This is a genomic window from Adonisia turfae CCMR0081 (assembly GCF_011009555.1).
In the GTDB taxonomy this organism is placed as follows: domain Bacteria; phylum Cyanobacteriota; class Cyanobacteriia; order Phormidesmidales; family Phormidesmidaceae; genus Leptothoe; species Leptothoe turfae.
On sequence record NZ_QXHD01000004.1, the window covers coordinates 4,608,079 to 4,633,631 of the forward strand.

Annotated in this window: 22 protein-coding genes and 3 pseudogenes; 9 read left to right on the plus strand and 16 right to left on the minus strand. The window is 47.0% G+C overall.

Features of this window, described 5'->3' with window-relative positions; all coding sequences use genetic code 11:
• The first annotated feature begins 22 nt into the window (after positions 1-22).
• Positions 23-505 carry a DEP domain-containing protein gene (locus tag DXZ20_RS23815; protein ID WP_163666664.1) on the plus strand — a complete coding sequence of 161 codons (483 nt, stop codon included), beginning with the start codon at positions 23-25 and terminating at the stop codon, positions 503-505.
• A gap of 241 nt (positions 506-746) precedes the next feature.
• Here the strand turns inward: DXZ20_RS23815 and DXZ20_RS23820 are convergent, their stop codons facing one another.
• From DXZ20_RS23820 to DXZ20_RS23870, 12 genes and pseudogenes are all read right to left on the minus strand, one after another.
• On the minus strand, positions 747-1,604 hold the full coding sequence (locus DXZ20_RS23820; RefSeq protein ID WP_163666662.1) for a TIM barrel protein: 858 nt from the start codon (positions 1,602-1,604) through the stop codon (positions 747-749).
• 28 nt (positions 1,605-1,632) lie between these two features.
• Positions 1,633-2,898, minus strand: a complete 1,266-nt coding sequence (locus tag DXZ20_RS23825; RefSeq protein ID WP_163701338.1) for a M20 family metallo-hydrolase — start codon at positions 2,896-2,898, stop codon at positions 1,633-1,635.
• A gap of 166 nt (positions 2,899-3,064) precedes the next feature.
• Positions 3,065-3,670, minus strand: coding sequence for a heme-binding protein (locus DXZ20_RS23830; RefSeq protein ID WP_163666657.1), 606 nt, complete (start codon positions 3,668-3,670; stop codon positions 3,065-3,067).
• Between the two features lie 30 nt (positions 3,671-3,700).
• On the minus strand, positions 3,701-5,104 hold the full coding sequence (locus DXZ20_RS23835) for an AtzE family amidohydrolase (protein WP_163701341.1): 1,404 nt from the start codon (positions 5,102-5,104) through the stop codon (positions 3,701-3,703).
• Positions 5,101-5,319 carry a DUF4089 domain-containing protein gene (locus DXZ20_RS23840; RefSeq protein WP_163701344.1) on the minus strand — a complete coding sequence of 73 codons (219 nt, stop codon included), beginning with the start codon at positions 5,317-5,319 and terminating at the stop codon, positions 5,101-5,103. The genes DXZ20_RS23835 and DXZ20_RS23840 overlap by 4 nt, the downstream gene beginning before the upstream one ends.
• A gap of 186 nt (positions 5,320-5,505) precedes the next feature.
• The gene (locus DXZ20_RS23845) at positions 5,506-7,689 is read right to left on the minus strand and encodes a glycoside hydrolase family 9 protein (protein ID WP_163701347.1); all 2,184 of its coding nucleotides are present in this window, start codon (positions 7,687-7,689) and stop codon (positions 5,506-5,508) included.
• 597 nt (positions 7,690-8,286) lie between these two features.
• A complete protein-coding gene (locus DXZ20_RS37735; RefSeq protein WP_250565901.1) occupies positions 8,287-8,694 on the minus strand; it encodes a sterol desaturase family protein in 408 nt (135 codons plus the stop codon).
• Positions 8,691-9,146 carry a sterol desaturase family protein gene (locus tag DXZ20_RS37740; protein ID WP_250565902.1) on the minus strand — a complete coding sequence of 152 codons (456 nt, stop codon included), beginning with the start codon at positions 9,144-9,146 and terminating at the stop codon, positions 8,691-8,693. The genes DXZ20_RS37735 and DXZ20_RS37740 overlap by 4 nt, the downstream gene beginning before the upstream one ends.
• Positions 9,147-9,248: 102 nt before the next feature.
• The gene (locus tag DXZ20_RS23855; protein ID WP_163666648.1) at positions 9,249-9,830 is read right to left on the minus strand and encodes a TetR/AcrR family transcriptional regulator; all 582 of its coding nucleotides are present in this window, start codon (positions 9,828-9,830) and stop codon (positions 9,249-9,251) included.
• A 185-nt stretch (positions 9,831-10,015) separates the two neighbouring features.
• Entirely contained in the window at positions 10,016-10,261 is a 246-nt protein-coding gene (locus DXZ20_RS23860) for a hypothetical protein (RefSeq protein WP_163666646.1), read from the minus strand.
• Positions 10,262-10,331: 70 nt separating this feature from the next.
• Positions 10,332-10,511 carry an NblA/ycf18 family protein gene (locus DXZ20_RS23865; RefSeq protein ID WP_163666644.1) on the minus strand — a complete coding sequence of 60 codons (180 nt, stop codon included), beginning with the start codon at positions 10,509-10,511 and terminating at the stop codon, positions 10,332-10,334.
• Positions 10,512-11,236: 725 nt separating this feature from the next.
• Positions 11,237-11,812 (minus strand): annotated as a pseudogene (locus tag DXZ20_RS23870) (homogentisate 1,2-dioxygenase); the annotation flags it as partial.
• On the opposite strand from DXZ20_RS23870, the gene DXZ20_RS23875 reads away from it, so the two are divergent.
• From DXZ20_RS23875 to DXZ20_RS23885, 4 genes and pseudogenes are all read left to right on the plus strand, one after another.
• Complete coding sequence (locus tag DXZ20_RS23875) at positions 11,760-12,419, plus strand: hypothetical protein (RefSeq protein WP_250565903.1); 660 nt, start codon at positions 11,760-11,762, stop codon at positions 12,417-12,419. The pseudogene DXZ20_RS23870 and the gene DXZ20_RS23875 overlap by 53 nt on opposite strands.
• Before the next feature lie 12 nt (positions 12,420-12,431).
• Positions 12,432-12,632: pseudogene (locus DXZ20_RS37745) on the plus strand (fumarylacetoacetase); the annotation flags it as partial.
• A gap of 66 nt (positions 12,633-12,698) precedes the next feature.
• A complete protein-coding gene (locus DXZ20_RS23880; RefSeq protein ID WP_250565499.1) occupies positions 12,699-12,842 on the plus strand; it encodes a hypothetical protein in 144 nt (47 codons plus the stop codon).
• 132 nt (positions 12,843-12,974) lie between these two features.
• The gene (locus DXZ20_RS23885; protein ID WP_250565904.1) at positions 12,975-14,108 is read left to right on the plus strand and encodes a Glu/Leu/Phe/Val family dehydrogenase; all 1,134 of its coding nucleotides are present in this window, start codon (positions 12,975-12,977) and stop codon (positions 14,106-14,108) included.
• A gap of 346 nt (positions 14,109-14,454) precedes the next feature.
• Here DXZ20_RS23885 and DXZ20_RS23890 read toward each other — a convergent pair.
• Positions 14,455-15,243, minus strand: a pseudogene (locus DXZ20_RS23890) (aminotransferase class I/II-fold pyridoxal phosphate-dependent enzyme); the annotation flags it as partial.
• 317 nt (positions 15,244-15,560) lie between these two features.
• Between DXZ20_RS23890 and DXZ20_RS23895 the strand changes: the two are divergent.
• Genes DXZ20_RS23895 through DXZ20_RS23910 form a run of 4 tightly spaced genes read left to right on the plus strand, consistent with a single transcriptional unit; the run spans position 15,561 to position 19,507 of the window.
• Positions 15,561-16,220 (plus strand): thiamine pyrophosphate-binding protein, encoded by a 660-nt coding sequence (locus DXZ20_RS23895; RefSeq protein WP_163701350.1) that lies wholly within the window; start codon positions 15,561-15,563, stop codon positions 16,218-16,220.
• Between the two features lie 41 nt (positions 16,221-16,261).
• Positions 16,262-16,945 carry a 2OG-Fe dioxygenase family protein gene (locus tag DXZ20_RS23900; RefSeq protein WP_163666641.1) on the plus strand — a complete coding sequence of 228 codons (684 nt, stop codon included), beginning with the start codon at positions 16,262-16,264 and terminating at the stop codon, positions 16,943-16,945.
• A 13-nt stretch (positions 16,946-16,958) separates the two neighbouring features.
• On the plus strand, positions 16,959-18,242 hold the full coding sequence (locus tag DXZ20_RS23905) for a cysteine desulfurase-like protein (protein ID WP_163701352.1): 1,284 nt from the start codon (positions 16,959-16,961) through the stop codon (positions 18,240-18,242).
• A 29-nt stretch (positions 18,243-18,271) separates the two neighbouring features.
• Positions 18,272-19,507, plus strand: a complete 1,236-nt coding sequence (locus DXZ20_RS23910) for a threonine ammonia-lyase (protein WP_163701355.1) — start codon at positions 18,272-18,274, stop codon at positions 19,505-19,507.
• A gap of 50 nt (positions 19,508-19,557) precedes the next feature.
• Here DXZ20_RS23910 and DXZ20_RS23915 read toward each other — a convergent pair whose 3' ends face one another.
• The 3 genes from DXZ20_RS23915 to DXZ20_RS23925 form a co-directional block, all read right to left on the minus strand.
• Positions 19,558-20,181 carry an RraA family protein gene (locus DXZ20_RS23915; RefSeq protein ID WP_163701359.1) on the minus strand — a complete coding sequence of 208 codons (624 nt, stop codon included), beginning with the start codon at positions 20,179-20,181 and terminating at the stop codon, positions 19,558-19,560.
• Positions 20,182-20,278: 97 nt separating this feature from the next.
• Positions 20,279-22,885 (minus strand): CHAT domain-containing protein, encoded by a 2,607-nt coding sequence (locus tag DXZ20_RS23920; protein ID WP_163701362.1) that lies wholly within the window; start codon positions 22,883-22,885, stop codon positions 20,279-20,281.
• A 25-nt stretch (positions 22,886-22,910) separates the two neighbouring features.
• On the minus strand, positions 22,911-25,532 hold the full coding sequence (locus DXZ20_RS23925; RefSeq protein ID WP_163701364.1) for a two-partner secretion domain-containing protein: 2,622 nt from the start codon (positions 25,530-25,532) through the stop codon (positions 22,911-22,913).
• Positions 25,533-25,553 lie beyond the last annotated feature (21 nt).

Genomic DNA, 25,553 nt, shown 5'->3' on the forward strand with positions numbered 1-25,553 from the left:
TAATTTTTATAGATTTCCAATTATGACGAGGCCTGATCACATGGTGATAGATAGGAAAGTTGAAGTTGTTGCTGTGGCATACTTGAATCTCAACATTCGCTATAGTGAAGCTGAAGCATTAGTCTCAGCATGGCATAAACAATATCCTCAATATGATTACCAGACATTAGTTCAATGGATTTTGGCTGGGGATGTCACTTATGTTGATGGGCAACTTAAGTTGGCCGCCTACGCAACGTCAGAAGATTTAAAACAACTCGTTATTCAGATGCGAAGTGCGGCTGGAGTTAGTATTAAAGACCGTCGGCATAACCTCACGACGTATCGAAAGTGTTTTGTTGGGTCTGAAGCTGTCCAATGGTTAATGGGTAACTTGGGTCTGACTCTCGATGAAGCTGTACGTGTAGGACAGCGCTTGTTAAAGCGCGGCATTATTCATCACGTTGTCGATGAGCAAGACTTCAAGAACGACTATTTGTTTTATCGCTTTTATGCAGATGAGTAATACTGATGCTTAAGGAAGCACACCCCTAGCGGCTGCACCATGACCACCCTAGTTTCCCTGTTTTTGAGCAATCACTGCAATTGGGCCATCACCTGATGGTCCTTCATTTCACCGGATGGGGATGCCTCTGCCTTAGCAAAAATATTAACGATAGAGCCAGTTGAATTTCCTCGTGTTGAAATAGAAAATGCTCCTGGTTGGTCTCAAAATGAATTGAGTGTTAGTCTTTAATAGGTGCTTATCACTGCCAATTTGCAAACCGCTGTCGTTGTCGTTGTGCCATCCAACAGGTGATTTCCCACACATCGGCAACGGGCATGTTCGTATACGGTAAGGTCTGCATGTAACCGTCGTAGAGAAACTCTGGCATCATTGTCGTTTGTGCCATACCTCTTATCCGTTGTTTCTCCCAGATTAAACTCCACCATCGTTCATGGGCCGTAAGCGCTTCTTGGTATTCTGGTGCGCGAGGATCAGAAACCTGGGCATGTTGAGGATAACCAACCCGACACTGGATATGCTGCGCCCGTTCAGCACACAGTTCCAAAATAGACCATTCTGTATCAATCAGGCGTTCACAAACAACACACCAGTGGCTAAAGTCACAGGTGAGCTTCATTGAAGGATATTCTTTTAACAGGTCGCGAGTCGTCCAAGGATTGTACAGTGAACGACTGCGATGGGTTTCAAAACTGACGATACAGCCAGAAGTGTGCTCTAATTCCAGGGCACGTCCAAAAAAGTCTACATTTTGCTGCCAGGACCAGGCATCATAACCACACATGGTGGAGACAAACAGCGCTCCCATATCCTGGGCATGGTCAATCACCCATTTCAAGTCACCCAGATGATCGTCGATGCTGCGGTCGGGGCGAGGTATCCACCAGTCTTTGGGGTCGTTCGAATCGCTCCCCGTGGTAGCTTCTGCGATAAAAACCAAATCATTATCCTGAAGCAGCTGCCGGAGTTGTTGTTGTTGCTGCTTGTCTTGTGGAATAGGTCCTTCGATACCGTCAAAGCCGTCGTTGAGGGTTTGTTGCACCAGTAGGTCTAGGTCAGTTGGCCCGGTCCACCATGAGCGTAAGATGAGAAGTTTCACAACAGTCTTGTGTTAAAAAAAGAGATATTTATATCGCCAGCTGTAACAACACTTGCAATAACACATTTGCCCCATTCTCTAAATCTTTAGGAGCTGTGTATTCTTTTACATTATGGCTAATGCCATGGGCGCTAGGAACAAAAATCATAGCCGTAGGAGCCATGGGCGCAATTAACCCGGCATCATGACCGGCTCCACTGGGCATGGATTTGACCGATAGTCCTAATCCCTCAGCTGTTTTTGTTACTAGGTCAATTATGCCAGCGTCAAAGACAACGGGTTCAAAGCAAGCTAAAGAACGACTGGTAATTTTCAGCCCCTCTGCCTTGGCGATGGCAGCGATTTTAGTATTCATTCGGGCTTCAGCGTCTTTTAAACAGGTTTCATCGGTGTTGCGCAAATCAACGGTGAGGCTAGCTTCTTGGGCAATTACATTGATCAAGCCAGGTTTTACTTGCATGGAACCGACAGTAGCCACTTGATTACCCCCCATGTCCAGGGCAAGATTGCGGGCAGCGATTGCGATCGCACTTGCCCCATAGCCTGCATCATGGCGCAAATGCATCGGCGTAGTACCGGCATGGTTCGACACACCCTTCACGGTGTACTCTTTCCAGGACATCCCCTGAACACCAGTCACTGCACCAATCTGGAAACCTTCTAATTCCAGTACTGGCCCCTGCTCGATGTGCAATTCCACAAATGCTTTTACCGGTTGACTACCGCAGGGCACTGTTCCGACATAGCCAATCCGTTCTAAATTTTCGCCAACGGTAGTACCGTCAACTCCCACTGAGGTCAGAGCGTTTTCTACCGGGAAGCCACCGCTAAATACCCAGCTACCCATCATATCGGGCTGAAATCGGGCTCCTTCTTCATTGGTAAAAAAGGCCACTGCGATCGGATGACGGGTTAGAATGTTGTTTTCATTCAGGGTGGCGATGATTTCTAACCCAGCCAGTACCCCAAAATTGCCATCGTAACGGCCCCCCGTTGCCACCGTATCGATGTGGGAGCCGGTCATCACTGGAGGGCCAGCTTCTAGACCGGCACGGGTGGCGACAACGTTGCCGATCTGGTCAATGGTGATGGTCAGTCCTAGCTCTCTCATCCAGCTAACAACCAGGTCTCGACCAGCTTTGTCTTCGTCGGTGAGAGCAAGACGACAGACACCGCCATCTGAGATCGCACCAATTTGAGCTAGCTGATCTAACCGTTGGAGAAGACGCTCCTTGTTGATACGTAAATCAGCGAGGGAGAATGAACTTGTAAGAGAAGAGAGCTGAGAAACCATTGTATAAGCTTAGTCCTGACGAATGATCAACATTACTAAATTTGCCTAAATCTTATCGAAGAATTATGGTTATTCAACTTATTGAAGGGGATCTGGAATAACAACCGTAAACTGCTAATCTGGTTTCTGAAAATCTTCAGTTACCTCATTGCCTAAAGCCAGCTCTCTAATTCCGCTCTACCGGAATCTGAATATCACTCCGCTTTAACCCATCTGGAATAAACGGTCCATCATAGAAAAACCGTCGCGGCGGCCCCACCACCTCATACTCCGGATGCGCCGTCAGCCAATCCTGTAACTGCTGTACACCCCGCGTATACACCCCATAGCCATAACCACCCCGCAATCCAATACTTACCACCGTCATCGGCAATATATCCTCCACCCGCACATTCTGCGCCACCTCTTTCGGTACCACATCCAAACTGCGATACAAAAACGAAACTGCCGCATCTCCGTCTGAAATAGTGCCTGTCTGTAGCGTCGCCGTCGGATACCGCGTCTCCACCGGAGCTGTCATCGAAATATCATTGTCGCTAATGTGACGAAATAACGGCGAAAACCCACGAGATGCCGCCTTACCTAAGTCGCCCCGCACCTGCACCGTCGCCGCTCGGTAGGCCGGATACTGCTTAATTTCAATCTCACCCTTCGCCGTAGGGGGTGGAAACCCCTCTGGCAAAGGCGCAGATGCGGCCCGATAGCCCCAGACAAACAGCGCTCCTAAGCCAACGATTATCCCAACAATTAGCAGTCCCTGACTTGGTTTCATAATATTGGGGCTAATAACTGAATCAAAGAACTACTCTAGCGCAGATGTCATCGCCAGGGGAGCTTGAGTGATGCCAGCCTGTTCCAGGGCCACCGCTGCTGTAAAGAGAGACTGCTCATCATAGGGACGGGCAATCAGCTGCACACCCACGGGTAACTCTCCAGGTAGGTGAACGGGAACGGAAAGGACTGGTAAACCAATAAATGATAAAGGCTGAGTATAAAATCCTAGATGGGGGCGTACCAAGACCGTCTCACCGTCTAGCTCCATGGTGGTTTGCTCAATGAGAGGAGCCGGGCAGGGTGTTGTTGGTGCTACAATCAGGTCCACGGTTTTGAATAGTTCACGGACCTGGTCTCGATACCAACGCCGAAAACGTTGGGCTTGAATATACCAGCTACTGGGGATTAATGCCCCTGCTAAAAAGCGATCGCACGTCGCTGAATCAAAGTCTTGTGGCTGAGTTTGTAAGCGAGATAAATGCAGCTGACTCCCTTCGCTGGCGGTAATCAAATAGGCTGCAGCTCTGGCTCGTGCGGCTTCTGGGATCGTCACAGTACGGGTGACATTGAGGGCCGTGACGACCTTGTCTAAGGCCTGGGCAACGGTGGGGGCCATGCCTTTGGCAAAGTGATCGGTTGCGATCGCAACCCGCATTCCAGCCATATCGCCTGACAAATCAGGGATAATCTCCGGACGATCCGTACAAATAGGGTCTCGTGCATCTGGGCCTTGCAATATTTGAAAGGCATTGGCAACATCTGCAACAGAACGGCCAAACGGGCCAATATGATCGAGACTGCTAGAGAACAAAAAAGCCCCTGCCCGCGATAACCGACCATAGGTGGGCTTCAGGCCATATACACCACATAAAGCCGCAGGCACCCGAATGGAACCATTCGTGTCAGACCCTAGGGTTAACGGCACTAAACCGGCAGCGACAGCAGCAGCAGATCCACCCGATGACCCGCCCGAGATGCGCGTCAAGTCATGGGGATTTGGGGTGGCATCATAGTGCTCGTTGACCGTGACAAATCCATAGGCGTACTCATCCATATTGAGGGCTCCCACCAGAATTGCCCCTGCCGCTTTGAGGCGAGCAACAGCGGTTGCATCCTGGGTGGCTGGTAAATTGGCCTGATTAATTTTGGAACCAGCTAAGGTAACAGTGCCAGCAATGTCAAAGAGATTTTTAACCGCAAAGGGAACACCGGCTAAGGGACCTACCGGTTCTCCTGTTGCCTGTTTACGATCTAGTGTAGCGGCAGCCTCTAATGCTGACGATGCTAGGACTGTCGTAAAACAATTCAAGCGTTCATTCTGGGTTTGAATACGCTCCAGGGTAGCTGTTACCACCTCTTGGGCTGTGATTACTCCCCGTTGGAAATGGGCAGTAATTTCTGCGGCGGTTGATGTGATTGCTGATGGGGTCATGGTTCAAACCTTGGCGCAGACTCAAGATTATCAGGTAATGGAAAGTCTAAGACGGGCTGCGCAATAGTGTGAACACGCTCAAAGTTTTCGACCACACTAGCCATCTGTTCTGGCGGAATAGCTAAATTTAACAGCTGTGCTGATTGTCGCACGTAGGTGGCTGCATCAAAAGGACTGTTGAATTGATCGGTTGCTTCTGGAGAGGGTGTGGCCATGGGGGCTGAACAAAAATCATATGTCACCTATTATCTCTTAAATTATACATGGCAACTCTTATGAATGTTCCATGATACGGAACCAATGCTTTCTCATACGTTTTATCCACAATCAGACTAATCCTTGAGAGACCTTTCTATAGAAAGGTCTCTCAAGGAAAAGAGACTTTTGAATTGTTAATCGATCTAACCAATCATTACTTCTGGCAAAGCAGCGAGTGCCGTATCATTGAGCGGCTCACCACCGTATAGGCTGTATGACCGAGCCACTGCCCCCGTAAATCCAGCATTGTAATCAAGGGCAACTTCATTAGTAATATAATTTGTCCGTTCATCAATGTAGCTGTAGTCATTGGGTGAACTGGGTCCGCCGACTAATGCGCCATACAAGATATGTTCGTTAGGAGCGCTACTATTGATGTCAGTTGTGCCTGAAGCACCTCGGTGGTGGGGGTTCAGGGCAAAATCATCACCAAAGCCAACTTGATAGCTGAAGTTGTTGGGATTATTACCTAAAATATAGTCAACCTGCCCTTGCGCAAAATTGCTGTAACGGTTGTCATAGTCATTGACGGTGTCACTATAAATTCCGGCTAAAAAGGCCGTGTTGGCACTATACCGTAGTGAACCCCATTGATCGAGCCAGGCAAGCCCTCCCTCTGTATAGGTAATTCCATTCCCATTCCGATTACTCCAGTAGTCAAGCCATGTCTCAGCATCGTTGCGATATTGGCTATTTCCGGTCTCCTGTGCTAGTAAAACAGCTGTCCCGTAAGATTTATTATCCCAACTTTGGGTCCATTGTTTATTCACTCCTTTGTAAGAGTCTTTGGCTTTAGATAAATACCCCGATTCGCCAGCTTTTACCAACCAGGCGGCACCCCAGGCAAGTTCATCTTCATAGCCACTCCAGGAATTGTAGTAGTTTGCGGCATCGGGAATAGAGTCAGAGTATTTGCCACGATAGGTATCAGCAAAGTCATAAAGTTGTTTTGCGTTGGTTAACAACTTATCTGCATAGTTAGCATTGGTGGACTTAAAGACGATTGATGCAGCAGCTAAGGCTGCGGCTGTCTCCCCAGCCAAATCAGATCCAGGATTGTTACTATCAACTTTGTAAGCTGGACGCTCCATCGTCATAGATTCTGCTGAACCCCAGTAGGCATGGTCAGTTCCACCATTACCCACCTGTCCCCATAGAGCTGTTGTTCCATTACTGTTGGTCTCATGTGCTTTCAGAAAATAGTCAGTTCCCCATTTAATGGCAGCAAGAACCTCATCCAGTTGACCACTTTTCTCATAAGCCTCACGATATTCAATGACTCCCCAGCTTAGAAGCGTTATTGAAGATGCCATGGGCAATCCAAATTTTACATGGTCTCCTGCATCATAATAGCCACCTGAGAGATCCACTCCAACATCTGCACCATCATTGAGAGCCGAGTCATCTCGCCATGCAATGCGATTCTCTTTTGGTAAATCGCCAGAGCGTTGAGCCTCAATAAACAACAGAGATTTCTGTAAGGATTCACCATAGTTATAATCTCCGCCGTTATCAGGTGGTGAAAGATTCGGGGGGCTAGGTGGAGTTGGAGTTACCTCAGGTATGTCTGGATCAGACTCTGGTGGAGTAACATTCTCATTGTTATCCTCATCGAAAATTGTATCCTCATTCAGGACAAAGTTTGAGGGATCCTTTGGGGAACCGTTTGCATTGAAGCCAATAAAAATTGGCTCACCTGTTGCTATTGTGCTGTTGTAGTCAACATTCTCTATTGTGTAGAGATTACCGTTTTGGCTGATGACCTTACCACCCCAAATATTAGTGATATCGAAATCTGCTTCAAACTCAAGTTGCCAACCATCAATTGCCGTTGATTCTAAATTTGTTATCTCAAAACCACCTGTAAATCCACTTCCCCAATTGTTTGCAACGGTGAAGTCAATGTCTGCTGGAGCAGAATTTGTAAGAGGTGGGGTGGGTTGAGGGTCGGGAGTCGGCGCAGATTCAGGGGTAGGTATCGGTGTAGATTCGGGAGTTGGCATAGGAACAGAAACTAATGCAATACTTGAATCATTGAGCTGAACGTTGCTAATGCTTAGATCAACATCACTGGCAGCGTTTGCACTAAACCCAATACTTATGCTGTTGTTTGAGGTTACTTGTTTATTCCAATCTAATGCGCGAACGACATATTTTGAGTCTTTGTGACTAACAATTTCTGCATTCCAAAAATTAGAGATCTCAAAATTGCTTTCAAACTCCAATGTCCAACCATCTAGGGGCGTATCACTTGGGTTGCCAATCGTAATGGAACCATTGAAACCGCTATTCCAGCGATCATTCTCTAGGAACTCAACAGAATACATAATTATGAGGGGTTAGATATTGCTACGGCAAAACAGAGTCGTTTCTGACCTATGGGCATGCAAAAACATCAGCCAAGCAGGAGTGTCGACTGGTGAAAAATACATGCGAATATTTTTGAAAGAACCAACCTTACAGGGAGTCAGTAATGTCTCAACCTTGTGCTGACGAGTATTTTAATTATTCAATAAATAGCCAAGAGAACACGTGGCTTGAAAAACTTGTCAAAACGTACTGCCACTACAATGCGCAACGTTAGTTTCAATCCATCGGCAAGTTGATACACAGGAACAGGCCACACGAGAAGCAAGTGGCGATGCTATAACTCAGCTCTCAAGCGTTTACGTTAAGCCTTATGGAAGATGAGCCTTTGAAATTGTGGACATATCCCACAAACCTATTAACCCTGATTAAATAAAGTGTCAAGCTTTTCTGTTGTTAACGTCAATTTAACATAAATTTTTCAAGGTTGCAAGAATTTCATCCAAATTCTCTTATTCCGGATAGCTTAGGATTTCGATGAGAATTGAAGGTGTTGTCGTTTTTTTGATCACACGAAAATGAATGGAATACCTTATTCTCGCTAGTTACCTATAGTGTTATTTTTTACCATTGGGTTGCCAACCTGGTTTACCAAAGATGTACTTTAAAGCACAGGAAAATCGCTTGCTATGCCTAACATCTTTGATGATTTGCCATAACTCATAGAAGTTAATGACAATTGGATTGACCGACCCGATCTGTTTGGTAAGGCCATAGGTGATTTTCTCAGTCTCAGCTTGGTAAGTGTCAAATAGGTGATCCCAGATAATCAAGATTCCGTCATAGTTTTTGTCAATACACCTCGGACCTACCCCATGATGAACACGATGAACTGATGGTGTATTAAAGATGTTATCTAACCAACCCAGCTTTCCGATTCTTTCAGTGTGAATCCAGGTTTGATAAACAACAACTATCACTAAGGCAATCAGTGTTTGAATAACATCAAAGCCTATTAAAATCATCGGAATGAAAATATCCACTCAATTAGACTTTCAACCCAGGCTAACCGCAGGGATGTGGTGAGATTATACTCAGGGGATGAATGGTGAACGCTGTGATACGACCACAAAATGCGTACCTCATGCTCCCAACGGTGCATCCAATAATACGTGAAATCTGCCAGAATAAGGGCCATTCCCCAAGTCCACCAGGTTAAGGGTAGCCTCCAGGGAATAAAATATTCAACAGCAAATAGACCTAACACAAAGACCAGTCCGTAAAAGGTGCGATCTAACAGCAGACCCACAAAAGCAATGCCGGAGTTCGCAAAAGTCTCTCCCTGAGCCCGACGACGCACAAAAACAATATCCCATACAGCTTCAAGAATGATAGCCACAAAAAAGATGAGATCGATTAATTCCAGAGCTTCAAATATTTCCATAAATCCATCAAAACGGGTGAAATCAATGTCCATTTGGGCTTATCCTCCTTACTCTCTTTAGTTTTTATATCGAGCGCTTGGTTTATTTTGACCACAAAAAGTTTCTATGGCGCGATGCAACTTATAACGACATATTTACTGTCTACTGGGAGAATGCTTCTCGAAATAGGCAAGCAGCATCTGTGTTAATAGATGAATTTGTTCCTTAAATGAGAAACTGCTATCGTCCTCTAATTGCTCAATCAAAATGCCATTAATGAGGGTCCAAATAAATCGAGCGAGCTTCAGATCGGTGAGGTCTAAAAATTCAGATATCTCCTGCTGACTTCTCTGATCAATTTTTTGAAAGACAGGATTGTCATTAATTTCCGCTATGTCGTGATGTTGATAAAAATCCACCCAAATTGCGGCTTGTTTAATAAAGTGATCCTCATTCTCTACTAAAAGCGTCTCCAGCGCTTGCATGCGATCCAAAAGCGTATGTCCACGCGTGGCTGCTTTAAATAACTGAAACTCCTGCATACTCACTTCTTCCACTAGCTGCTCAAATAAAGCCTGCTTACTAGGGAAATAGTGATACATTGCCCCGGTTGAGATACCTAGCTCCTTGGATAGCTTTCTTGTTGTGACATTGGCATACCCTTCCTCTGCAAACAAATTAAAACATTTGTACAGAATTTCTTTTCGGTATTGCTCAGAGTCAACTATCTTAGGCATGATTTTATATCGAGCGCTCGCTCTATTATATTCACTTCAAAATTTTAGTGTCAAGTGGTGACGTCGAAATTGAATTGGTCTGATCATGTGTCATTTCTAGTTCAATGTACAGGGACACCAGATATTTGAATATCTGGTGTCCCTGTAATCAGAGATCGATATCAAGATAAAGTATCCGTCAGCTTCTAGGCTGGTTCTGGACCATTAAATAGCGACAGTTGGCTAGCCTGATCGCTAGCAATAAGTTCCCAACCTTCACGCAACAGTTTTTGAAACGTGGAAAACCCGCGTGAACCGATGGCCATATGGTCAGGGCTTATAAACTGAGGGAACATCGTGTAAGGACGCCAGGATGTTCCCTGCTCGATGCGCAGATGTAGAATCTTTTCTTGCCCGTTATCCTGGGGTAGCCAGGCCATTTGTTTAATCATGGTAACCTCCTTAACCCAAGGGCTGATCGAGTCACTCGATCAGCCCACTTACACTCCTTTGAGCATGGCTTTATAGCTTCAAGTAACATTCTTTGAACGTGTGCCTGATCCAATTATCTTTCAGCATGAGCTGACGCATGGCTTCAAGCAAATACTCTTGAGCTTGATCGGGGGCAAGGTTTTCAACCTGTTCCCTGAGGACTTTAAGTTGAAATTCTTGCTCTAATGATAGTGTTCCAGGTGTACTCATAAGATCCTCCTTGGGCTCTGCAAAAGCCCACGTATACCAGCTATTAGTGACTGATTCACATGGTATGGTGTAGAGTCCTTTACAGGAATGTCCCAAAGAATACCTCTCTTAACTAGCGGAGCTGACCTGTTGAAGTTTAACGACTCAGGCTATGTCCAACAGCTGTTAGCGCTCTACGACAAGTGTGAATAGTACTGCCTCAATAGCTATCCAATTTTCAAGGTGACACACTCAAAACGAACGACCCTGAAGCGAAATGAGTATGTTGGCTATCGGGACACGTAGCAGAATCAGAGGTAGGTCAGTCTTTTTTCGTTTCAATATAAATGTTGTAAGACTTTCTATCTCCAAGAAAGAGCAAGCCTGGACAGTGTTTGGGGATTATTTTGATAGACAATGGGTGTCAAGCTTGTGTTTTCTTATATTCATTATAGCAAACATAATTTCCCTACTTTCGCAACAGTACTTTACAGTTGTTGTTGCAGCAACAGGTTGATTTTGAGGCTAAGGGAGCTGCGGCCAAATGATGCACTCGCTCAACCCGGTTTTGACTTCGCTCAACCGTCCAGCTTTGAGAGTTGAGGCTTTGATGGTGAGCTCAGCCGAACCGCGAAGTTGAAACTCGCTCTACGGGTATTTCATTTTCGACCCATCCCCTAAGGCTAAGATGAGGTCTTTTTACGTTATAGGTTTCTGGTTCTCATACTGTCAATGACGTGCTCCCCAACAAAGTTAGGTCCTGCAAACGTTTGATGCACAGATGGAGGTTGATGGATCCGTCCAGTAATGGGTTCAAAGTCTTTGATATTAAAAGCGTAGGGCCATACACTGCCATCCCATCCCACCACGTCTAGGGGATGATGGGTGTAACAATATTGGGTGAGGCTGCTCCTGGCTTTCACTCGCACTTCAAAAACCCCCATTTCATCATGGGTCAATAGTTTCTCCGGTGGTCGAATATCGCGCTCACAGTAGGGAGCTTGTTCTAAAAATTGTCCCTGGGGACTGAGGTATTGCTGCGGTGGCTGGATATGCCCCGAGGCTTCTAGAGATAGATGGATTTGCTCCACTCCCCTTTCTGGTATCAGCCGCCAAAGCACACCCGCTGGAATTATTAGATAGTCTCCTGACCGATAGTGCAGTTCTCCCAGCTGACTTTCCAAACACCCTTTGCCCTGGTGAATAAACAAGAGTTCATCCCCATGGGCAAAGCGATACCAGTAGGTCATGGGCTCGTTAGGATGGGCAATGGCAAGGGTAACATCAGCATTAGAGAGTAAGGGTAGGAGAGATGCGATCGCACCTCTCCTACCCCACTTACCTTCCCACAGCACTCTCTTTTTTGAAATTCCTCTGGATGCTACACTCACTGACTACATTTCTGCTCTCCAGGGCACTCGAGCAGCTGTCAAGGTCCGTACGGGAGGGCTAACCGCAGCTGATTTTCCCACCGTTGAAGCCCTAGCCCAGTTTCTTGTCACCTGCGCTGCGGCCCGACTTCCCTTTAAAGCGACTGCCGGGCTACACCATCCGTTACGCAGTTGGCAACCCTTGCCCAACGGTGATTCGGTTCAGATGCATGGCTTGCTTAACCTAGTGATCGCAGCCGCTTTTGCCTATGGCTATGGGGCCACTGCAGCCGAGATTGCCAGCATTTTACAAATCGATACCCTTAATGATCTAATTTTCTCGGAACACGAGATTATTTGCCATAGCCCCCTCTGGTCACAGGAATCGGAACTATCCACAATAGCGGGACATTTACCATTAGACAGCCTTGCCCGTATACGCAGTCGTTATTTCCTAGGAATTGGTTCCTGTTCTTTCCAAGAACCCTTGGCCGAGCTTTACCGTTTGAAGCTGTTCAACGATCCTGCGTCGGTAACGTCCTATGTCCTCTCTACCTGACACCACCCATGACCCACATCGGACACCTGGGGGTTCCTCTTAGAAATTACCCACCAGGGCAAAAAGCCCATCCAGTTATCCACGGGAGAACAGCGTTTTTTCTTAGCTGACGGTGACGAAATCAGTCTGCGAGGATATTGTGAGACACCAGGTTACAAAAAAATTGGGTTTGGCGAATGTCGGGGACACGTTCTCGCTGCGATCACTCAATAATATTTGCTAGAATAAAAGTACATATGCACTATCTGGAGTTTTTATGATGCAAATTCCCTCTTTTTAGTGAGATCCCTGTTTCTAATTGCGACAGAGGTTTTTCTAACCTTTGTTCAGCTCGACGATTTAGCTGATTACAGCGAGTATGTCTTTAAGGTTAAAGAATCTCGCATGTTGGCCCTGTGGGCACTGGTGAAATATGAAGTCTAAGGATTTCTGCTAAGACATTATGTTTTTTGTCAAAATCAACACAGTATTAAATATTTTCTTCACACTATAGGTATCTCCTAATGTGCTCCGAATACCTTGGCAGTGAAATGTCACTTCGGAGGAAATCTGATAATGAAACGTATATTTGAGTTTGGTGACTCTCTAGGGCCAGACAAAGTTGTTCATATTTATGACCACCATAGCGGATTAAAAGCTATTCTCGTGGTAGATAATGTTGCTTGTGGTCCTGCCATGGGAGGTGTTCGCATGGCTCCCGATGTCACTACGGAAGAAGTCTTTCGACTGGCACGAGCCATGACATTTAAGAATGCAGTGGCCAATCTTCCCTATGGTGGTGGGAAAGCGGCCATTCTTGCTAACCCAAAAGTACCTGCAGCCAAAAAAGAAACCTTGATGAGAGCGTTTGGGGTAGCGATCAAAGAAATAACTAGCTACATTCCTGGTCCTGACATGGGCACAGATGAAGCCTGTATGGCCTGGGTGCAGGAGGAAACCGGTAGAGCCATTGGTTTACCATCAGCAGTCGGTGGTATTCCCTTAGATGAAATTGGAGTCACTGGCTATGGCCTTAGCGTTGTTGCCGATGTGGCCAGCGAATTTTGTTCTATTGATCTGAGCACAGCCAAGTTTGTGGTTCAAGGGGCTGGTTCAGTAGGGCTGCATACAGCCAGTTTTCTAGCAGCTAGGGGAGCCCTTCTGATCGGCGTAACCGATTCCCAGGGCACCTTGTTTAATCCTGATGGTATCGACATTGATCAACTGACTGAATTAAAACGTCAAGGCAAGAGTGTGCTTGATTATGCTGACGGAGGCAAACTGTCTCGTGATGCTGTCATTGATATTCCTTGTGATATCTGGATTCCTGCGGCTAGACCCGATGTCATTGACGCTGACAACGTCAATCGGCTAAAGACTAAACTGGTTATTCAAGGAGCCAACATTCCATTTACGGCTAAGGCAGAACAAATCTGTCATGACCGCAATATCCTGGTCATCCCTGACTTTATTGCCAATGTGGGTGGTGTGATTTGTGGTGCCGTAGAATATGGCGGCGGTACCAAGGAGATCGCGTTTCAAACCATTGAGGAAAAAATTCGCAAGAACACAACTCTAATGTTGGAAAACGTTGCAAGTACGGGTAAGCTACCTCGACAAATTGCAATTGAGATAGCTGAACAGCGCATACGCAGAGCTACAGCTTATCGCAGTAAGCGCCATGGCCCTGGGTTACAGCTGATTGCGTAGATAACGTTTGGGAAGGGTGTCTTGGGTTTGTTGCAGAATAACGAGTAACGAGTAACGAGTAACAAGTAACAAGTAACGAGTAACAAGCGAGGCCAGTTGCTAAGATATCCTACAGTTACACTAAGGTCGGTTGTGAAGCATTAACCCACGTTGGGTTCAAAACCCAACGCTAATTGAGGGCTGTCCACTCAAGGGACAAGATTGGCTGGGCAGCTCTAAATAGAGAGCTTTTAGGGAGTCTTTAACCGCTTGAGCGGTTTTGAGCCAGTTAGCCTTGCGACTTTGAGTCCAAGGTGGGTTAATGCTTCTTTGCCAGGTGCAAAATCTCAGATATCCTACAGTTACACTAGATTAAGCCAATTTGTTTGCCTATCTTGGTAAATGCGGCAATGCACTGGTCCAGATGCTCACGGCTATGGGCTGCGGAAATCTGCACCCGAATGCGGGCCTTACCCTTAGGTACCACTGGATAGCTAAAACCAATCACATAGATGCCCTCTTTCAGAAGTTCTGCTGCCATAGTTTGAGCTAGATGGGCGTCATAGAGCATGATTGGCACAATGGGATGGGTGCCAGGTGCAATGGCAAATCCCTGTGCTGACATGCACTGCCGAAAATAGCGCGTATTTTCATTTAATCGTTCCCTGAGATTATGGCTCTGTTCAATTAAATCCAGAGCTTTGAGACTGGTGTAGACAATGACCGGGGCTAGGGTATTTGAGAATAGATACGGTCGCGATCGCTGCCTTAAAAGCTCCACCACAGATCTACACCCGGCTGTAAACCCGCCAGAGGCTCCTCCCAGGGCTTTACCCAGAGTGCTGGTGACGATATCCACTCGCCCTATGACACCACAATGCTCAATGGTACCGCGCCCAGTGGGGCCAAAGAATCCGGTAGCATGGCTGTCATCCACCATCACCATGGCATCGTAGCGATCGGCCAGGTTGCAAATCTCCCTGAGCTTAGCCACATCACCATCCATGCTAAACACTCCGTCCGTGGCGATCAGCCGTCGTTTTGCTGCCTGGGAGGTTTGCAGCGCAGTCTCAAGGTCTTTCATGTCACTGTGACCATAGCGATAGCGCTGGGCCTTGCTGAGGCGAATACCATCAATAATGCTGGCATGATTCAGATATCAAGGGTTCTGGTATCTCTTGTAACATGGTCACCACAGTTTTTTATGGGTACCCCTTAATCTTAAAAATCCGATGTAGGAAGAATCCAAAAATCAGAAGATAGAAGTCGGAATATAGTCACCGATTGACTTCTGACTTCTGAGCCCTGAATTCTATACCTGGAAAAACGTTTGCTTTCAACGAGTCCTCCATCATATTTTTTTTCTTAACAAAATCCACACATTCTAGTTTGGTTCGTCCATGATCTACATAGAAAAGAGATTAGGATCGACTTAATTCTTTAAATTAAAGTCAAGCCTTTGGGGGAAGTAAGATGCCTCAGTTGGCACCACATATTTTTAATATGTTGCATCAGCAAGGGGTGCAACATGCGTTTGGCATTCCTGGAGATTTTGCCTTAACGCTCTGCGATGCGTTGGCTGAGAGTGAGATTCAACCTATTGTGATGACCCATGAACCCTCGGCTGGCTTTGCAGCTGATGCCTATTCACGCATTCGAGGTTTAGGGCTGGCCGTTGTCATCTATGGTGTGGGTGGTTTGAACATGGTGAACCCCGTGGCGGGAGCCTATGCCGAAAAGTCACCGTTGGTCGTGGGCACGTTTTTGACTGATATTAACTTGGGTCTGTTTAGCGCTCACTTAGAGCCAGCCTATGCCATTTCTGCGACCTCAGAGCATATCTCGGTGAAGCATCACCAATATCCCAATGACGGTGCCTATGCGTCATTGCGGATGATGGCCCATCAAACGGCGGACTTTGTGAAGATTCCTCGTTTGGATTATGCCCAGCTAGCTGAGTTGATGGGCGGTAGGGGGTTTGTGATCAAAACGGGTGAACAACTCTGCCAGGCGTTTAATCAGGCGCGTACATCTGAGTCTTTCTGCGTCTTTGATGTGCATCTCGCAGCCGACGATGTTTCTCCAGCCTCGCAACAAATTGCCTCTCTATTCGCCAAAACATTAAAGGGATAAGAATTTTCAAATCACATCCGCACCTGTGCCAGGAACGACCTATGATTACTCAAACGATATCAAATAGAAAACAATTTAGCTGTCTGAGTAGCTACGCGATTGAAACCATTAGCGATCGCAATCTCAAGACTATCCAACCCTTTTTTGAGAGATTACCAGCCGATCCCTATTTGGAAGGGCATTACCGGTTTCGGCGGTTTTCTCATTTTCAAGAAACAAACAAGCAAATGATGCAGTTGTCCCATGCATTTTTCTATCAGAGCAAGACCTACAATCCACTATTGGGTAATGTTAAGCGAGACTATGAAGAACTGTCTGGTTCACTGGTTCAATCTGATGCGTTTCAGCAAACCCTGCTCACATTTTTTGAGTTCTGCAGACAATGTTCACCGTTTCATGAAGTGGGCGTACATCAGATTCGCGTGACCGCAGACCAGAGCGAGACGGGTAATCCTGCCCCCGAGGGCATTCACCATGACGGTGTCGATCTGGTTGGGATTCTTTGCATCGCTCGCCATGGCGTATCAGGCGCTGAAACCCAACTGTCTATTTTAAAAGGATCTGACCCCGTTTTCCGTAAAGTACTTAATCCTGGAGAGCTGCTCGTATTTAATGACCACCAGTTTTTCCACTACACCACCCCAATTGTGCCTGTAGAAGACAGCGGTTACCGCGATGTCTTTGTCTTCACCTGTCCAGATCTTCCCTTTAATCTCCCTGAGTAGAGGAGTATTTCCAGTGTCTCAATCTGTTGTTGTTCCCGCTTCTGACACCGCCACTTTACCCCTAGACTGGATTCGTCCCCAGTTTCCCGCCCTGGCTCAGGCAATGAATGGTAGTCCGATCGCCTTTCTCGATGGTCCCGGTGGCACCCAGGTGCCCCAACGGGTGATGGATGCCATGACAGATTATCTCATCCACAGCAATGCCAATGCCCATGGAGCGTTCGCCACCAGTCAGCGTACCGATGAGGTTATAGCAGCGGCCCGTGGGGCCATGGCTGATTTTTTGGGATGTAACCCTAACGAAATTGTTTTCGGTCCCAACATGACCACCCTCACCTTTGCCATCAGCCGTGCCATCGGTCATGAGCTACTGCCAGGAGATGAGATTTTGGTCACCTGTCTGGACCATGATGCCAATGTTGCCCCATGGTTAGCCTTAAGAGAACAGGGTATGATCGTTCACACGGTGGATATGCATCCTGAAGACTGCACCCTGGATCTCGAAGACTTGACCAGCAAGCTCAGTCTTCGTACCCGTCTGTTGGCCATTACCTATGCATCCAATGCGGTGGGCACCCTCAATGATTTGCCAACAATTATTCAACTCGCCCATGATGTTGGAGCCTGGGTTTATGTGGATGCAGTCCACTATGCCGCCCATGGACCCATCGATGTCCAGCAGCTCGATTGTGACTTTTTAGTCTGTTCTCCCTACAAATTTTTTGGTCCCCATATGGGGGTTTTATATGGCAAACGAGAACACCTGGAGCGGTTGCACCCCTATAAGGTGAGACCAGCCTCAGATGTGATTCCCGATCGATGGGAGACCGGTACCCAGAACCATGAAGGATTAGCCGGTGTGACTGCTGCTATAGAATACCTAGCAGACTTAGGACGGCTTGTGTCTCCCCAAGTGAGCAATCGTCGTGGGGCTGTATTCGCAGCGATGACGGCAATTCGTCACTCTGGAGAAAAACTTTGTCAGGTATTGATCGAGGGACTGTTACAGCTGCCAGGGATAACAGTGTATGGCATTACTGCACCAGAACAGATACTGTGGCGTTTGCCAACAGTGGCAATTCGCATGACAAAGCATCCCCCAGCAGCTATGGCAAAAATATTAGGAGAACAAGGAATTTTTACGTGGCATGGCAATTTTTATGCGCTAAATTTGACACAACGACTGGGAGTTGAAGATCAGGGTGGACTGTTACGGATTGGTCTAGTGCATTACAACACATTAGCTGAGATCAATCGTCTGTTGGCAGCACTGGCAGACATGGACCTCACTCGATAGTCTTGCCGTCGCTATTGTAGGAACTGCCGATGACCATTACCCTCGATCAAATTCGCCAGGCTGCTCAGCAAATCCACTCAGGCATTGTCCATACTCCTTGTGTCTACTCCACCAAACTCTCACAGCTGACCAATACAAGAGTGGCATTAAAATTTGAAAATCTTCAGTTTACTGGTTCTTTCAAAGATCGTGGTTCCCTCTACAAACTGCTGTCGCTGTCGACCACACAGCAGCAGCAAGGTGTCGTAGCCATGTCAGCAGGCAACCATGGCCAGGCAGTTGCTTACCATGCCCAACGGTTAGGCATTCCAGCCGTAATTGTCATGCCTCAATTCACTCCTAGTGTCAAAGTTGAACGCACCCAAAGCTTTGGTGCAGAGATACATCTGTATGGCGACACCCTGGATGCAGCTAAAACCCTGGCCCAACAACTGGCTCAGGAACGTCAGCTTACCTTAATTCATCCCTACGATGATTCGTTTATTATTGCCGGGCAGGGGACTGTTGCCATAGAGATGTTCAAGGATTGTCCTGACCTTGACAGCATCATTGTCCCCATTGGCGGCGGTGGCTTAATTGCTGGGATTGCCATTGCGGCTAAACAGATGCGTCCCAGTATCCACATCATTGGTGTGCAAACTACTCGCTATCCATCCATGTATCAGGCAATTGCTGGCAAACAGCCTTGTTTTGGCTACAGCACCATTGCTGAGGGGATTGCCGTCAAAACCCCAGGTGGTTTGACATTACCCATCGTTCAGAATCTGGTGGATGATATTGTCCTGGTGGAAGAAACAGACATTGAACAGGCGGTTCGACTGCTTTTAGAAGTTGAGAAAACCGTGGTTGAAGGGGCTGGTGCGGTGGGGTTAGCGGCCCTGCTAAAGAGGCATAAAAAATTCTCTGGGAAGACAGTGGGTATTGTTCTCAGTGGAGGCAATATTGATTTACTGATTCTTGCTTCAATTTTGCAACGTAGTTTAGTAAGAGATCAGCGTCTAGTGCGGCTACAGGTGAATATTCGCGATATTCCTGGCGCTTTGGCAGCTGTATCTCAAATCATTGCTGAAACCCAGGCCAATATTGTTGGGGTAGAGCACCATCGGATGTTTACCGGTCTACCGGTACAATCTGCAATTTTAGAATTTTCCCTACTGATCCGAGGGCATCAACATCTTGAGCAGATTCTCAATAAGCTAAAATTAGCTGGACATGATGCCCATAGCATTCCCCTGGATGTTGATCTTGCGACTTGTCACGCCTAAAATCTATCACGCTTTAGGACGGTTGAGCTGTGTTCTTTAGTCACATGCAATCACCCCTTAAATCCGATCTCTTGCAAGATTCTCTCAACCTTAGCGCGGTGATTTTTCTCCCATTCTTCTAAAGATTGGGTTGCATCTTTCTCTGCCCGTCGCTTAGCCATATCCCAGATAGTCTCTTGTTGTTTAGCTGGGATAACTGCAATTCCTTCTTCATCAGCAACAACAATATCTCCTGTATCGACCTGTACACCACCGCAAATGATTGTGCTTTGTAAGGAGCCTGACCCTTGTTTTTTACCTGGGATTGGCATTGCCCCGCGAGCAAACACCGGAAACCGTAGCTCACGGACTTCTGCCACATCACGAATCACACCATCAATAACAAAACCAACGATACCTCTTTTTTGAGCTGTGGCATAAACATTACCACCGGACATAGCATAGTCTATGTCTCCGGCTTTTACGACAATTATGGAACCTGGTTCTGCTCGATAGATGGCTGCATGGAGCATCAGGTTATCGCCTGGAGCACAGCTGACAGTATACGCTGGCCCGGCAATTCGGGGGATATGGGGCCACATTTCCCTGATCCCCATATCCATAAACTGTTCACGTCCTAGAAGGGCATCAGCATAGGTTGTTGGAGACAGTTCACTGAATTTTGAAGGGGCCATGGGTTAGATCTGGATAACGATAACTATGTGCTAGGTTTCTAACACATAGTCGTCACAGTCGACGACCTTGAGGGCATTGAGCCTAAGGTATGGAATGTCACAACCAACTACCAATGAGCAGGTAATTGGCCCAAATATAGGGGGTTGTGTATCCGTAGTCGTGAATTAAGGACAACTGTGCCTGACGTACGGCATTAGCAATTGACATTCCTGGTTGAGTCAATAATTCGTAGAAACGGATCATGAATTGGGTGTTGGGTGTATCTTGGGCAATCCATAGGGTTGATAGGACGCTACGGGTGCCTGTTCTAGCCGCTAGGCCAGCCAATCCTAGGACTGCTCGTTTATCCCCCTGGGCGGTTTCACAGGCACTCAGCACAACAAGTTCAAGGGGGTGGACACCGCCTCGACTGCCTAGCCAAATCAGATTGTTTAGGTCTTGGGCTGAAATCTGTTCTTCGTAGGCGACGACATAGGTTTCATCTGGATCAGAGCTAAAAACACCGTGGGTTTTCCAATGGATGGCGGAAAAATTACCTGTTTCTAACTGCTGCTGCAGATTTTGATGGGTAAAAGATTCATTGAGCAACACATTGCTGCTATCTACATATTGGGAAATACCGTCTAGCTCTTCTCTCACCTTAGCAATGGCAGGAAACTGGGTTTGTTTAATTTCCTGAGATAGCTCCATACCCCCCATGAGAACCCGCAGTGATGGATTGGCAGTCTCGGGTGTGAATATCTGGAGTCGGGGTGCGATCGCAACCGCATAACCCTTTTCAATCAAATACTGTTCGCCATCGTAGAGCACCGCCATGGGAATATTTCGTAAGGGCCCATCCAACACAAATACAAGGGTTTGGATGGACGCCTGGTTCAGGTCCGTTGCCAAGGGCCGAATCAGCCAGTCATAGACGGTCTGGGCATCGGTCAATACTTCAGGTGTTTTACTGGGATTTGCTAAGTTTGCCTGCAAAGCTAGCAGGGTGGTGTCCGCTGTTTCTTTAGCAATCAGTGTCTCCCGGTACAGAGTTTTGCCAGGTAACTGGGCAATCATGGCGATGCGATCGCTCAAAATGATTGGATACAGAATGGCAGTCTGGTCATCCTGCACTTGATCCACAGTTCTAGCATCAAGGGTGCAGCCCAGATAGTTTTCCAACTCCGCCAGCTGTAGCTGATCAACTGTCTGGATTGCCTCCTCTAAGGGCTGCGTCTGTTCGTCATGGTCTGAGAGCAACAGCTCAATATATTCACGATAAACGGGCTCCACATGATCGCGAAAGGAGAACTGCACATTTGTATTGACGCTCAGCAAGTTGTTACGAACCTGCTGCAAGCTTCTGATAGCCGATTTATAGCCCTGAATTGCCCCTTGGCGATCGGTTTGCTGTTGTCGTAATCTGCCCAGTTGCCACTCCCAACGGTAGCGAATCTCAGGGGCATCTACGGTTTCTAATGTGAGCAATGCTTGCTGTGTTAGATGCTGGGCATCGGCCCATTGCTGCATGTGTTCATACAGAGTCCCTAACTGCCCCAAGGCATAGGCTTCTGCCCGTTGATCCTTCAGGATACGAGCCTGCTGAATAGCTTTGGATAACAGCTTGGCAATTTCTTTTGGCTGTAGAGTTGTATGAATAACCGAGCTAGAACTCTCTGTGAGAGATGATTGTACTTTCATCAAGCTCTCAGCCAGGTGAATATGGGCATGGATTGCAGACCTGCTAGCAGGTAATTGTCCAATGGCCCGCTGCACCTGGGGTAATAGCTGCATTGCCTGGGCTATTTGGTTACGCTCAACCCATAACCGAAACAAATTCAATTGAGCCAATGGAGAGTCATTGGTATTGATGGCTTGTTGATAGGCTGCTTGGGCAGACTGACTATGTTGCTCTGCCTCTGCCTGACGCCCAATGGTTCCATCGCGATGGGCCAGCAACCATTCTGTATTCCCTAACTCTAAAAAGAGATTACTTGTCTGACTGGGCTGGGTGTTTAATGAGATTCCCTCTTGCAGTAAGCTGAGAGCCGTGTCTAAGTCACCAATTTGTCGCAGCACACTACTTAAGTTGTATAGCCCTGCCGCTTTTAGATCATTGTTGGGCTGTTGTTGAATGCCTTGATAAACAGTTTCTAACAGTGTTTTGGCCTGGTGGTTGAGGCCCAGGTATTGTAATACGCGAGCCTGATTGATTTGTGCGATCGCGACCCCTGCTTCATCTCCTGCTTGTCTATAGGTTTGGGCTGCTGATCGCCAATGGGCTAAAGCAACATCGGCATCTCCTTGCAGCCACCGTAGTTTGCCTTGGGTATTAAGAACCTTGGCATAAATCACAGCCTGAGATGCTGAGATTGTCCGTAAATCAACCGGATCAATTAGGCTCAGGCTATCCTGTAAGCTTTGACTAGCCTCATCTAACAGACCCAACTGCTGCTGAGCTAGAGAGAGATAGCTGAGGATAAGGGCCTGTCCCCAAGGATCGGTTTTGAAGGATAGGTTTGCTTGCTGCCACTGTTGAATTGCTTGGGCATAGTGTTCAATCTCATAATAGGCTAACCCTTTTTTTAGTAATTCTTGAGGAGACGCAGCTGCTAACGAGACATTTGTACGTCCCAGAGCAACATCCATAGCTGTTGGCATAACAGCTGGTGTCACCAAAGTAATCGCAAGGCTTATTAAGCCAATCAATAAACACCATCTCATGTCGTTTTCCCGAGCTTTATGCTTGTTACTTTTGTCTCCAACAGTTGCTATGGGATAGTCCAGGCGGTGACGTAGTTAAGATAACATCACCCGTATCGTTCACCAACCAACTCTCTGCTTCTGTAATCGCAGTAGACTCGGTCCAAGGATAGGGGAATCGTAAATCGTCCAATACCTCAGCATCACTCAGAACATTGCTTCCTAAAGGCGTAATCCCACCTCGACCCGATGTGTAAAACTCTCCTTGGGCGGCGATTGCTGTGGGATCGCAACCCTGGGCAATTAGCTGAGAAGAATCTAACAAACCAGCTGGCAATGAGGTGACTCCCTGCTCAGGTTCAACACTAAGATTGTTGATCTCAATCGTACCACTAATGCCAAATTCGGAGCTTGCTGTAATATCACTCAACGGTGTCCGTCTCGGACGAGGCCTGATGCCAAAAATATTTTGCGCCGTGATATCGACATTTCCTCCCCGTCCTTGAAATGCATTTGCCGTGATGTCGCTGTTTTCTTCAGAGATCGCAATAATAAAGCCTTCTGGGGCATTAATAGAGATGTTGCCGCCATCACCGATTCCGTCTTCTATCCCTGCATTGGTAGAAATCAAACTGCCATTCCGTAAGAGCAGAAAATCTTCAATCTGTAAATTAATATTTCCCCCTGTATTGCCGTTAGTTGCTGCAGAGATTTCGCTACCATCTTTCAGAATTGCCGTATTAGCCGTGACTTGAATATCACCCCCCTCGCCCTCGCCCTGACTATCAACGCTAATAGTGCCACCGTCTAGAATTTGCAGAGAATCAGTGATCACTCTGATACTGCCTCCTTCTCCTCTACCGGTATCATTGACAGCGCTAAAGATCCCGCTGAGAGAGCCACCCGCAGATTCACCCTGAATCATCAGGTCATTGGTTTGAACAGTAATCCGACCAGCATCACCAATGCCGGCGGTACTGGCTCGAACAATGGCCCCATCCATGATGGTCAAGGTATCGCTGATCAGAGTGATATCTCCACCTTGACCTTCCGCAGGAGGGGCATTTGGAAACAGGGTTGAACGCTGCACGTCGGCCAGAATACCTCCAACTCGCTCATTATCTCCTGGAAAGTCTTTTATAAAGGTGTCTGAGCCATCCAATACAATATCCTGCGCTTCAATGGTGAGCGTTCCAGCATCGCCAAAGCCTGCAGTTGCTACTGAAATATTAGCTCCATTACGGACAGCTACCGTTTCTGCAATAATGGTGAGATTGCCACCGCGCCCCCTGGCTCCAACTTGCAGAGTACTGCCAATAGCACTAGGGAAACCTAGCTCATTCACTCCATCCACAATGACAGCATCACTAACCTGAATATTAATGTCCCCGGCAATGCCGTCACCCACAACAGTGGCACTGTTTGACGCACCATCATTGATGATTAGAGAACCGTTCCTAACAGTAATATCGACACCTCCTGACTCTCCTACTCCTCCTTGGCGAACGACACTATTAAAACCGCTGGGTAAAGGAACGCCGTTGCTATCTCTGCCTACACCAGAAACCAAAATCAAGTTTTGGATATCCAATGTGATTTTGCCAGTATTGCCTGCACTAAAGGATGTTGCAACAAGTTGTCCACCATTGATGAGGTGCAGTTCTTGACCCATAATGGTGATATTGCCACCATTACCCGTAGCACCCTGCAAAATCTCGTTGAATAGCTTTCCTTGATCAAGTGTGACCCTGCCGGTAGCATCAATGACAATATCCCCCGCCTGACTGTCTGAGGTACCCGAGAAGAAATCGATGCCAGCCAATAGTCCTGTTCTAACTCCTATCAGGCTGACATCATGACCAGATACAACAATGTCACCGCCATTGTCAGCAGTCACATCAACCCTAGCATCGTTATTCATCGACACATTGCCGCGATCCACTTGACTTGGAAACGTCAGACGAATTTCCTCGTTATCTATGGCTAGTCCAAGGGTCCCAAGACCTGCTAAACCTCCTAGCTCAACCCGTCCTCCTACAGCTGATAATTGTCCCTCTGTGAGAGCAATGTCACCGCCAGCTAAAATAAGGCTTTGAGATGGGTCAACTGCAACAGTCGCAGCACTTGTAATCGGTTGTGGGGTGTCAGTCCAATACGCTAACCCCACTGGCATACTGACGGTTAATAGAGGAAAGTCTCCAGGGTTTGTTGCACTAAAGATTCGCTGATCGTCAAATTCAATCGCGTCAGCCGTTGTTGCTAAAAAGGAGCCGCCGATCTCCAGCTGTGCACTGGGTCCCAAAATAATGCCATTGGGATTGAGTAGAAAAAGATTAGCAGTACCGTTGGCTTGAATCAAACCATCAATATTAGATATAGAATCTCCCGTAACCCTGCCCAAAATAGTCTCTATTTGTAAACCATTATTAAAAATAGCTTGTCCGCCAGTTGGCACAGAAAACTCGCGGAAACTGTGAAATAAATTAGTCCCCCTAACGGTGCCGCCATTAATCGTACAGACATTACAATTTTCGGGTACGTTAGAGGGGATCGGCAATGTAGTATCGGGGGTAACTTGGGCAAGGGTTTGAGGCCCAAACTGCCCTACTAGCAATGGCACAATCGCCACACCACCAACAAGAACCTTTATTATTAAACGATGCATCATGCAAACGCTTACCCCCATCCA

Coding starts and splice junctions, on each gene's coding strand:
- DXZ20_RS23815 (WP_163666664.1), top strand. CDS start 23: ATGACGAGGCCTGATCACATGGTGATAGATAGGAAAGTTGAAGTTGTT.
- DXZ20_RS23825 (WP_163701338.1), bottom strand. CDS start 2,898: ATGGTTTCTCAGCTCTCTTCTCTTACAAGTTCATTCTCCCTCGCTGAT.
- DXZ20_RS23830 (WP_163666657.1), bottom strand. CDS start 3,670: ATGAAACCAAGTCAGGGACTGCTAATTGTTGGGATAATCGTTGGCTTA.
- DXZ20_RS23835 (WP_163701341.1), bottom strand. CDS start 5,104: ATGACCCCATCAGCAATCACATCAACCGCCGCAGAAATTACTGCCCAT.
- DXZ20_RS23840 (WP_163701344.1), bottom strand. CDS start 5,319: ATGGCCACACCCTCTCCAGAAGCAACCGATCAATTCAACAGTCCTTTT.
- DXZ20_RS23845 (WP_163701347.1), bottom strand. CDS start 7,689: ATGTATTCTGTTGAGTTCCTAGAGAATGATCGCTGGAATAGCGGTTTC.
- DXZ20_RS37735 (WP_250565901.1), bottom strand. CDS start 8,694: ATGATTTTAATAGGCTTTGATGTTATTCAAACACTGATTGCCTTAGTG.
- DXZ20_RS37740 (WP_250565902.1), bottom strand. CDS start 9,146: ATGGACATTGATTTCACCCGTTTTGATGGATTTATGGAAATATTTGAA.
- DXZ20_RS23855 (WP_163666648.1), bottom strand. CDS start 9,830: ATGCCTAAGATAGTTGACTCTGAGCAATACCGAAAAGAAATTCTGTAC.
- DXZ20_RS23860 (WP_163666646.1), bottom strand. CDS start 10,261: ATGATTAAACAAATGGCCTGGCTACCCCAGGATAACGGGCAAGAAAAG.
- DXZ20_RS23865 (WP_163666644.1), bottom strand. CDS start 10,511: ATGAGTACACCTGGAACACTATCATTAGAGCAAGAATTTCAACTTAAA.
- DXZ20_RS23875 (WP_250565903.1), top strand. CDS start 11,760: ATGGCAAGGGTAACATCAGCATTAGAGAGTAAGGGTAGGAGAGATGCG.
- DXZ20_RS23885 (WP_250565904.1), top strand. CDS start 12,975: ATGAAACGTATATTTGAGTTTGGTGACTCTCTAGGGCCAGACAAAGTT.
- DXZ20_RS23895 (WP_163701350.1), top strand. CDS start 15,561: ATGCCTCAGTTGGCACCACATATTTTTAATATGTTGCATCAGCAAGGG.
- DXZ20_RS23900 (WP_163666641.1), top strand. CDS start 16,262: ATGATTACTCAAACGATATCAAATAGAAAACAATTTAGCTGTCTGAGT.
- DXZ20_RS23910 (WP_163701355.1), top strand. CDS start 18,272: ATGACCATTACCCTCGATCAAATTCGCCAGGCTGCTCAGCAAATCCAC.
- DXZ20_RS23915 (WP_163701359.1), bottom strand. CDS start 20,181: ATGGCCCCTTCAAAATTCAGTGAACTGTCTCCAACAACCTATGCTGAT.
- DXZ20_RS23920 (WP_163701362.1), bottom strand. CDS start 22,885: ATGAGATGGTGTTTATTGATTGGCTTAATAAGCCTTGCGATTACTTTG.
- DXZ20_RS23925 (WP_163701364.1), bottom strand. CDS start 25,532: ATGATGCATCGTTTAATAATAAAGGTTCTTGTTGGTGGTGTGGCGATT.